Source organism: Lactococcus sp. AK05, assembly GCF_041026685.1.
GTDB classification, from domain to species: Bacteria; Bacillota; Bacilli; order Lactobacillales; family Streptococcaceae; genus Lactococcus; species Lactococcus lactis.
The window spans coordinates 1-2,104 of sequence record NZ_JBFTEI010000020.1 but is presented as its reverse complement, the minus strand read 5'-3'; the positions used below and the strand labels follow the sequence as shown (position 1 = coordinate 2,104).

The 2,104-nt window shown below is 34.9% G+C and carries 3 protein-coding genes; all 3 read right to left on the bottom strand.

Annotated elements, in window-relative coordinates:
• Positions 1-161 precede the first annotated feature (161 nt).
• A complete protein-coding gene (locus AB6B24_RS12355; RefSeq protein WP_369164821.1) occupies positions 162-704 on the bottom strand; it encodes a hypothetical protein in 543 nt (180 codons plus the stop codon).
• Positions 705-862: 158 nt separating this feature from the next.
• Positions 863-1,255 (bottom strand): hypothetical protein, encoded by a 393-nt coding sequence (locus tag AB6B24_RS12350; RefSeq protein WP_369164819.1) that lies wholly within the window; start codon positions 1,253-1,255, stop codon positions 863-865.
• Between the two features lie 305 nt (positions 1,256-1,560).
• A partial coding sequence (locus AB6B24_RS12345; protein ID WP_369164818.1) for a VapE domain-containing protein occupies positions 1,561-2,104 on the bottom strand: 544 nt, incomplete at its 5' end.

Genomic DNA, 2,104 nt, shown 5'->3' with positions numbered 1-2,104 from the left:
ATTGAATCCCTGACGCTTTGTGTGATTAGATTGATTAATTGTCTTATCTATTTTGTCCAGCTTCTTTTGATTCTCTAATCTCAATCGCTGAATGTTAGAATGTGGTTTAAAATTTAACATCTTATCCTCCCTATGGCTGTTTTATTGACAGCCTTTTTTATTTACTCTTCTAATTCAAAGCCAATTAACTCTGCGATATTATCCAAGGCTTGGACATTCATATCTACTAAATCAGATAATTTAATAATCGTTCCGTCTGTATATCTTGGGAAATAGTTAGGTTCATCAGTAACCATTGAGTCATTAAGTGAGTATAAGTCTTGTACCTGTGCTTTGAGTGCCAATTCATGCGGTTTGTTTTTACTCTCTGCTGAAAGGCTCATTTCATTCAATCCTAACGCCTTAATCAAACGCTCAATACTATCCGTCAGTAAGTCCGCAAAGACTTGCACGTCATTGCCTGATATTTCATGAGGTGCAAAGGTCAGTTGTTGCATTTCCTCAATGATTGATTTTACTGTTTCCTGTGGTTCATACTCTTGCGGTTCTGTGTCGCTTTCGTCCGCATAGATTTCAAGAGTTTCAAAATCTTGTTTGATGTTTTTTAATGCCTCTTGGCTGGCTTCATTATCAATGCTGTTACTATATTTTTCAATCAAAAGTGCTTTTGCTTTGTTTAAGTGTTCTGTAATTTCATTGGTCATTTTTATTTTCTCCTGTTTCTATTAGTGAATATATCTTATAATCGGAAATACAACTAAACCCTGTAATCCCTTATACTTATTGAGTTAATCGCTGTTTCTATAAATTAATTAAAACAACTGCTTTTGTTGGAGACCTTGCTCTCATTTTTAATCCTTTCTTATTCTTCTAATTCAAAGCCAATTAACTCTGCGATACTATCCAAAGCGTTGATATTCATATCTGCTAAATCTTTAGCTGTGATTTCTGTACCGTTTGTGAAGCGTGGTACTTCGTTAATATCATCTTTAAACATGGAATGATTGAGTGCGTGTAAATCTTGGAGCAAGGCTTTGAGTGTGCTATTTTCATCTATAAGTTGAGGTGAAGTACTCAATTCAGATACACCTAAAGTTTCAGACAATAGGTCAATTCCACAACTTATTAAAGTCATTAAAACTTCTACATCAGCATCCGAATTAATAAAGTCTTTTTTAATTAATTCAATAATCTGTTTTACAGTGGCTTGTGGTTCATTATTTTCTTCTTGTTTATGTAATTTAATTATGCTCATTTTTTTCTCCTATTTTTAGGGGCATTTGATTCCACGGGGGCATTTAGTAATGCCCCTCGGAAAACTCAATAGCACCAACGTTTGACAAGTTTTGAAAGCGATATTTTCATTAGGGGCATTTAATTTGAAAACTTTACTATGTGTCCCTGATAAGCAAGCCCTTTTTATAATTAACACTAACTATTATTTTACTAAGATATAAATGCCCTAATGCCCCTTAGTATATCTAAAGCCTTATATATCAATGGTTTAAACTAGGGGCATTTGTTAGGGGCATTTAACTTTTAGGGGCTTTTAAAATGCCCCTATTTTCTTTTATAGCCTCTTGTTCCCATTCTTTTTGCTTTTTGCCAACCATTTTTATTATTCATTGAATTTTTGAATTTGGCTACTACTTTTGAACTTCCTTTCCCTGTCTCGATCCCCATCGCTTCCCAATAGAAATATGTAGCCGTCACAAACTCCCTTGGTTTGATTTCCCCTCTAAACTCATGTTTAGGAGCCTCTCCGGATTGAAGAATAAAACCAATATAGGCTCTCCGCTCATGCATTCTTGTATTATTTCCTTGTACTTTATAGAAATCTGTAGGAATCGGAATTTCAAGATACTGCTCAAGTAATTCTTCTTGTTCATCAAAATATTCATAATCTGACCGTTCTAAATTGAGTTGCTTTTCTTCTTCCTCTGAGAGTTTAAAGCTGAACCCTTCCTTGTAGTAGTGAACCATCTCACCCCAAACTTGGCGGACGGTGGCATCATCTAAATCAGAAACAGGATGATATTTTTGTAACTCTTTTGAACAATGAACGGGAAGAAATCGCCTTGCCCCTGTTCTGTCTTTTTGATAC